This window comes from Arthrobacter glycogeni, from assembly GCF_054511155.1.
The window spans coordinates 40,605-47,567 of the sequence record NZ_JBTNDE010000026.1; the positions used below are offsets into that span (position 1 = coordinate 40,605).

Annotated in this window: 4 protein-coding genes and 1 pseudogene; 4 read left to right on the top strand and 1 reads right to left on the bottom strand. The window is 64.8% G+C overall.

Annotation, left to right across the window (positions count from 1 at the left end; genetic code table 11):
* Window positions 1–62: 62 nt before the first annotated feature.
* Together ACX80O_RS14980 and ACX80O_RS14985 are read left to right on the top strand one after the other, a co-directional pair.
* Entirely contained in the window at window positions 63–1,529 is a 1,467-nt protein-coding gene (locus ACX80O_RS14980) for a MinD/ParA family ATP-binding protein (protein ID WP_459333925.1), read from the top strand.
* Window positions 1,526–2,926 (top strand): mycothione reductase, encoded by a 1,401-nt coding sequence (locus ACX80O_RS14985; RefSeq protein ID WP_459333926.1) that lies wholly within the window; start codon window positions 1,526–1,528, stop codon window positions 2,924–2,926. Before ACX80O_RS14980 ends, ACX80O_RS14985 begins: the two co-directional genes overlap by 4 nt.
* Before the next feature lie 24 nt (window positions 2,927–2,950).
* On the opposite strand, the gene ACX80O_RS14990 is transcribed toward ACX80O_RS14985, so the two are convergent.
* Window positions 2,951–4,759 carry an AMP-dependent synthetase/ligase gene (locus tag ACX80O_RS14990; RefSeq protein ID WP_459333927.1) on the bottom strand — a complete coding sequence of 603 codons (1,809 nt, stop codon included), beginning with the start codon at window positions 4,757–4,759 and terminating at the stop codon, window positions 2,951–2,953.
* Window positions 4,760–4,897: 138 nt separating this feature from the next.
* On the opposite strand from ACX80O_RS14990, the gene ACX80O_RS14995 reads away from it, so the two are divergent.
* Entirely contained in the window at window positions 4,898–5,998 is a 1,101-nt protein-coding gene (locus tag ACX80O_RS14995; RefSeq protein WP_459308647.1) for an ROK family glucokinase, read from the top strand.
* Window positions 5,999–6,304: 306 nt separating this feature from the next.
* A pseudogene (locus ACX80O_RS15000) lies at window positions 6,305–6,963 on the top strand (hypothetical protein); the annotation flags it as partial.

The window sequence follows — 6,963 nt, forward strand, 5'->3', positions numbered from 1 at the left end:
GCGCTAGTGTTTGGCTGGAAACCTCGGCGCCTTTGGCGCGCCCGCTGACCCTGTGAGGAACTATGACCCCGCAAGATCCGTCCGGTACCAGCCCGTCCGCTGGACCAGACAATGACAGACCAGTCGATGACACTTCAAACAATGTCACTTCGGTCGATTCGCATCCCGAGGCGCACCAAGCTGATGCGCCCGACGACGCCACCACCACCAGCGTCGCGCCCGATGACGAGCCGGAGTTTTCCGCCCCAATCGGCACGGCCCCCGATGCTCCCAGCGCCGGGGAGCCAGAGCATGATCATGGAGCGCTGGCCGGATTTCCGGTCGATTATGCGGCCGCGTTGCCCCTCAGGACCGGTGAGACTTCAACGGTGGCATCCTCAGGGCCAGCGGATCTCTCAGGACCAGCAGCCACTTCAAGGCCAGCGGCCACTCTTCCTGCTGCGGCTCTTCCGGCTGCCCCCACGGTTGCTCCGGAAGCGGTAGCCGACCTTGCCGGCTGGTTGCCCACGGCTGGCTCCACCGCCACCGCCACCGCCGCACCACCGGCGGACCGGCCAGTCGCAGAGACCGCTGAAGCGCGCAGCGCCCGCCGGCAGAAGGAAGCCGGCCCGGAAACGGCTTCTTCCCTGACCGCGGACCGGCTCCTCGAAGTGACGAAGCGGCCACCCGTCGACGGATGGCGCAGGCTGCTCCACATGCTCACTTTCGGCTACGTCAGCCTCGGCGACTCGGACGCCGTTCGCATCCGCCGCGCCCTGGAGCACCGCATTGGTGTGCGGTTGGGGGAGCGCACCCGGTTCGTACCGGTACTGTCCCGAAAGGGCGGGGTGGGAAAAACCACCGTCACCACGCTGCTGGGCATGACCCTGGCCGAGATGCGCGAAGACCGCATTATCGCCATGGACGCCAACCCGGACCGGGGAACACTCTCCGATCGCTCACCCGGCAAAGCGGACTTCACCGCCCGCCAGCTGGTCCAGAACCGGTTCATGGTTGACTCTTTTGCCCAGCTCTCCAGCTACGTGGCCCGCGAAGGCTCACGGCTGCACGTGTTGGCGTCCGAGACGGATCCCGCCGTCGCCCAGGCGTTCGACGACGCCGATTACCGCGCGGTCACCGACATCCTGAGCCGCTATTACTCGATTGTCCTCACCGATTCGGGCACCGGCATGGTGCACTCGGTGATGAAGGGGACGTTGGAGAAGGCCGACGCCGTCGTGCTGGTCTCCGGCGGTAGCGTCGACGAGGCGCGGCTCGCCTCCGAGACGCTGTCCTGGCTGGAAGCGCACGGTCGGCACGATCTGGTGGCTAACGCCATCGTGGTGATCAACTTGTCGTCAGGCAACGGCACGCAGGTGAATGTCGCCGAGATCGAGGAGCATTTCCAGTCGCGGGTCAGCACCGTCGTGCGGATTCCCTACGACCGTCATCTGGCTGAAGGCTCCCGCATCGATCTGGCCCAGCTCAAGCCCGCCACCCGCGACGCAGTCATCGAGTTGGCCGCCCTCGTGGTAGACGAACTGCTGTGACCCACTACGACCTGGCGATCATCGGTTCCGGATCGGGGAACAGCCTGATCACCCCCGAGTGGGACGGCCGGAAAGTGGCTCTGATCGACGGCGGCGTCTTCGGCGGAACCTGCCTCAACGTCGGCTGCATCCCGACCAAGATGTTCGTCTTCCCGGCGGAGCTTGCCACCGGCGCCCGCGAAGCGGCTGCGCTGGGCGTGGACCTTGAGCTTCGCGGCGTCAGCTGGCGCGCCATCCGGGACCGGATCTTCTCCCGCATCGATGCGATCTCGCGGGACGGCAGACGGTACCGGGCCGACGAGCTGGAGAATGTCACCCTCTATCAGGATTACGTCCGGTTTACCGGCGACAGATCGTTGGTGACCGGATCCGGCGAGGAGATTCAGGCGGACCAGGTAGTCATCGCCGCCGGGTCCCGCGCGGTACTTCCCGATATTCCCGGCATCACCCTTCCTCAGGTTCACACCTCAGACACCATCATGCGGCTGGACGAGCTGCCGGGCCGGATCCTGATCATTGGCGGCGGCTACATCGCCGCTGAGTTTGCCCATATCTTTGGTGCGTTCGGATCGGCTGTCACTGTGGTCAACCGGTCCGGCCAGCTACTGCGAACGCTCGATGACACCGTCTCCGCGGCATTCACCGCTCAGGCGGTACGCCAGTGGGACGTCGTTCTCGACCATACGGTGGCCTCGCTGACCGCCAACGACGACAGCTCGGTCCACGCAGTTCTCGCAGGGGACAGCGCACGGGAGCTCGACGTCGACGTCGTCCTGGTGGCTGCGGGTAGGGTGCCCAACACCGATCGGCTGGATGCCGCCGCCGTCGGGTTCGATCTTGAAGCGGACGGACGTCTGGTCGTCGACGGGCAGCAGCGGGTGCTCCGGAACGGCGCGCCGGTTGATGGGTTGTGGGCGCTCGGCGACGTCAGCAGCAAATTCCAGCTCAAACACGTTGCCAACCATGAGGCGCGGATCGTGTCGCATAACCTGAGCCACCCGGAGGATCTGCGCACCAGCGACCACCGGTTTGTTCCCGCCGCGGTGTTCACCCACCCGCAGGTTGCTGTTGTCGGACTGACCGAAGCAGAGGCGTTGGCGAAGGCCGAAGCTGAAGGCTTCGAGGTCACGGTGGCGGTCCAACGGTACGGGTCGACGGCATATGGCTGGGCGATGGAGGACACCACAGGGTTTGTGAAGCTGATCGCAAATCAGCGCACCGGGATGATTCTCGGCGCGCACATCATGGGCCACGAGGCGTCAATGATCATCCAGCCGGTGATTCAGGCGATGTCTTTTGGGCTCGACGCCCAGACCATGGCCAGCGGCCAGTACTGGATCCACCCGGCCCTGACGGAAGTAGTCGAGAACGCACTCCTATCCCTGAAGACCGGGTAATCAGCCCCGCACCGCGGGTTCTGGCTAGGCGCGAGGGGCCGAATAGATCCCTTCGACCACTGTCGAGTAGTCCTTCAAGACCTGGGCGCGCTTGATCTTCAGCGACGGCGTCAGGTGCCCGCTGGTCTCGGTGAAGTCGGTCGCGACGATGCGGAACGCCTTGATCGACTCAGCCTGGGAGACGTTGGCGTTGGCTTGATCGACCAGCTGTTGCACCTCGGCGGTGACGAGCGGGTGCTCGACCGCTTGCGCCATGGTCGTGTCCTTGGGCAACTGGTGACGTTCGAGCCAGCCCGGGAGTGCTTCTTCATCAAGGGTGATCAGGGCGGAGATGAACGCTCGGTGGTCGCCGACCACAACACACTGGGACACCAGGGCATTGGAGCGGATCGTGTCTTCCAGCTGCGCGGGGATGACGTTCTTGCCGCCCGCGGTGACGATTATTTCCTTCTTCCGGCCGGTGATTTTGAGGAAACCATCGGTGTCCAGCTCGCCGATGTCGCCAGTGCGGAACCAGCCATCGACAAAGGCCTCTTCGGTGAGGTCGTCGCGCTTGTAATAGCCGCGCATGACGCATACGCCCTTCGCGAGGATTTCGCCGTCGTCGGCGATCTTGACAGCGTTGCCGGGAAGGGGAGCGCCTACGGTGCCGATCTTGATCCGCTTCGGGGTGCTGACGGTGATCGGCGCGGTGGTCTCGGTGAGCCCGTACCCTTCGAGGACCATCAGGCCGATGCCGTGGAAGAAGTGCCCCAACCGGTCGCCCAGCGGCGCGCCTCCGGAGACTGCATGTTCCACGCGTCCGCCCATGGCGTCGCGAATCTTGCTGAACAGGATCCTGTCGAACACGGCGTGCTTCACCTTGAGCATCAGCGGCACCCTGCCTGCCTGGTCGGCCTTGGACCATTCGATGGCCACCTTGGCGCCGGCGTGGAAGATCTTGCCTTTGCCGCCGTCCTCGGCTTTGAGCATTGAGTTGTTGTAGACCTTCTCGAAGACCCGGGGAACCGCGAGGATGAAAGATGGCTGGTAGCTCTGCAGATCGGGGAGCAGGTTCTTGACGTCGGGGGTGTGGGCCACTGTCGCACCGGATGCCACGCACAGCACCGAGATGAACCGGGCAAACACATGGGCCAGGGGGAGGAACATGATGGTCTGCGCGCCCTCATGGGCTACCTCCGGCAGCGCTGCAGCGGCGTTGACTGACAGGTCCACGAAGTTCCCGTGGGTGAGTTCGCAACCCTTGGGCTTGCCGGTGGTCCCCGAGGTGTAAATGATGGTGGCGACGTCGTCGAGCCCGGCCGTCGTGCGACGGGCCTCCAGCGCCTGGTTGCCGATGTCGCTGCCCGCGCTACGCAGCGGGTCGAGGCCATTGTTGTCGAGCTGCCAGACATGTTGGACACCCGGGATGTTCGATGCTGCGGTGGCCTGACGGACCACGTTCTCGTGGCGGGATGACTCAACGAATGCGGCAACGGCGCCCGAATCCTCAAGGATCCAGCCCACCTGCGATGGCGACGAGGTCTCGTAGACAGGAACCGAGATGGCACCGGCAAACCAGATGGCAAAGTCCACCAGAGACCACTCATACCGGGTGCGTGCCATGATGGCGACGCGGTCGCCGGCCTGAACACCGCTGGCCATCAGGCCCTTGGCGAGGAGTTGGACGTCAGCGAGGAATTCAGTTGCCCGAATGTTCTGCCACTCCCCGGCACTGTCCTTCTTCGAGAACAGCGCGGGGTCGGAGGCTTTCGCAGCCTGCTTGACAACCAACTCCGTGATATTGCTGTCACGGGGTGTGTCCACCAGAATGGGGACGCTGTATTCGCGCACGACTATCTCCTTTGATATCTCCAAAACCTGCGGGATTTTATTAGCCTATAGGTTCGGTGAGCGTTAATACTCTCCAGTAATGTACGAATCGGTAACGGTCACACAACGCCTAGAGCTGGCCGGGGACGAGGACTTACCATGATCAGACAGTCGGATGCCGCGACGCAGCCCCGGTTACGAACGCAACTGCGCGGTCCCGGGGCCGGCGGCAGGGCTGCCCGACGTCGGCCTGGTGGTCTGTTGGCTGGCCCTACGGATTCGCCGACCTTCCTGCGCCGAGGTCTTGCCATCGGGATCGACATCGGTGGGACCAAGGTGGCGGCCGGCGTCGTCGACATCCGCGGGAACATCCTGGCCGAGGCGCGGCGTGACACCCCCGGCCACGACCCGCGTCATGTAGAAGCGATCATCGCCGAGCTGGTGACTGAGCTCTCCACCGGGTATCGGATCAGATCCGTGGGGATCGGAGCCGCCGGCTGGATGGATTTGACCAACGGAACGGTGCTGTTTAGCCCCCACCTTGCCTGGCGCAACGAACCGCTCCGCCACAATCTGGAGCGGATTTTACGGCGGCGGGTCACCGTGGTGAACGACGCCGACGCCGCGGCCTGGGCGGAATGGCGGTTCGGTGCGGGCCGGGGTGAGAGCCGGTTGGTCTGCATCACCCTGGGGACCGGGATCGGCGGGGCAATGATTATGGATGGCGCCCTGGAGCGGGGCCGCTTTGGTGTGGCGGGGGAGTTTGGCCACCAGATCATCGTGCCACAGGGGCACCGCTGTGAGTGCGGTAACCGGGGGTGCTGGGAGCAGTACGCGTCGGGCAACGCGTTGGGGCGGGAAGCGCGCGAGCTCGCGACAGCCAATTCCCCGGTGGCGCAGGCCCTGCTGCGGGAGGTCGACGGCGATCCGCGGCTCATCACTGGTGCTGTCGTCACCAAGCTGGCTCTGGAGGGCGACCCGGCGTGCCGGGAACTGGTCGACGACGTCGGGCAGTGGCTCGGGCTTGGGTTGGCCAACCTCGCGGCGGCCCTGGATCCGGGAACCTTCGTTGTCGGTGGTGGCCTTGGCGCGGCGGGTGAAGTATTGCTGGAACCTGCCCGCCGGGCGTTTGCCCGCAACCTGACGGGTCGCGGGTTCCGGCCCGCGGCCCGTGTGGAAGCCGCCGCCCTGGGGCCGTTCGCCGGGTTGGTGGGTGCGGCGGATTTGTCCCGGTTGAGTCCGAGGTTGAGCCGAGGTTGAGTCACCTCTGCGCCCGGTCTGCGCCCGTGGTTGAGTCCGGTTTGGTAGTGCCAGAACTAGGTCAGCCTCACCCGCCCCACGATCTTCCCCTGTGGATCGGCCGTGCCTCATATTTCGCCGAACCGTGAGATCTGGTGGGTCATCGGGCTTGTGAGGGCCCGATCTAACGCCTCAGCGGGTGGGTTGTGGTTCCCTTTATGCCGCCGATCCAAAATTTTGATCTGCCAGGAAAAATAGTTCAAAATTCTTTTCCGGGTGCCTTCCCACGGACCTTATTTTGTCAGTGCCCGATGATGGAATGAAGGTATGAAAAGCAGTACAGCTTCTCCTACCGGAAAGGGATTCGTTCCCGAATCCGGCGCGGATTCCGGCTCCACTAACGGGCCCGCGAATACCGCCGCGGGGGCTTCGGGCGGTTCTTCAGGCGGGACGTCAGGCGGGGCTTCCGGCGGAACGCCCGGCGGGGCGTCTGGTGGGGCGTCTGGTGGGGCGTCTGGTGGGGCGTCTGGTGGGTATGGTCCGGGTGGTCCGTTGGGTGTCGGCGCGGTGTGGACTGCCCCGGTAGGTGATCCGCCCAACACTTCCGCTGGTGCCTTTGCTGATGCTTCTGCTGACACCTCTGCTGGTGCCTTTGTTGGTGGCGGGCCTGAGGCCGATTTTGGTGCTGGCCCTGATGCCGGGGTGCGCTCCAGTGAGGTGCCGCCGGTGTTGATGGGCGGGGTGGCTGTGGCGGCGGTGGTCGGCCTGGATGCGGGGCGGACCTTGGACCTGATTAAGGATCTGGGAGGGTTGCGTTCCTGGGTTGATGCGCAGGAAGCGAAAGCTGTCACCCATCTTCATGACCTCACCAGTGGAGCGCATCCCTGGGTGGAGGATCGGGGGCGGGTCAGGATGCTCGCCGCGGCGGAACTGGGTGCGGCCACCCGGGTGCCGGAAGTGACCGCCGGGACCCTGATTGATCATAG